The sequence below is a fragment of the Psychrobacter sp. AOP7-B1-24 genome (assembly GCF_052376215.1).
GTDB lineage: Bacteria > Pseudomonadota > Gammaproteobacteria > Pseudomonadales > Moraxellaceae > Psychrobacter.
This window is the reverse complement of record NZ_JBQSVL010000210.1, coordinates 1-500: the sequence shown is the minus strand read 5'-3', so window position 1 is coordinate 500 and position 500 is coordinate 1. Positions and strand designations below refer to the sequence as shown.

At 48.2% G+C, this 500-nt stretch carries 1 protein-coding gene; it reads right to left on the bottom strand.

Features of this window, described 5'->3' with window-relative positions:
* Positions 1 to 500, bottom strand: a 500-nt coding sequence (locus tag ACT3QP_RS15045) for an IS256 family transposase (RefSeq protein ID WP_444526063.1), incomplete at both ends; no start/stop codon positions are given.

The following is a 500-nucleotide window of genomic DNA, read 5'->3' as shown; positions in this document are numbered from 1 at the left end:
AAATCAGCTGCTACGGCCTTCTTGTCCGTCCAAGGTACGAACTTCATCGAATAGCGCACCATATGCACGATACACAGCTGAACCTGAGCGTTAGGGTAGACCGTATTGATGGCATCAGGGAAGCCTTTTAAACCATCGACACAGGCAATAAGAATATCTTGAACCCCGCGGTTTTGTAGCTCAGTGAGAACACCAAGCCAGAATTTAGCGCCCTCGTTCTCTGATAGCCACATGCCAAGCAGCTCTTTTTTACCATCAAGAGCAACGCCTAAGGCCAGATAGATAGCTTTGTTGATGATCTGCTTGTCCTGACGAACTTTGACGACAATGCAGTCTAAGTAGACGATAGGATAGACGCTGCTCAGTGGCCGGTTCTGCCAAGCGGTGATGTCATCCAAGATGTTGTCAGTGACTCTGGAAACCAAGCTGCTTGAGATGTCGACGTCGTAGATGTCCTTGATGGTTTCGACAATCTCAGTAGTGGTTTGACCTTTGGCGTA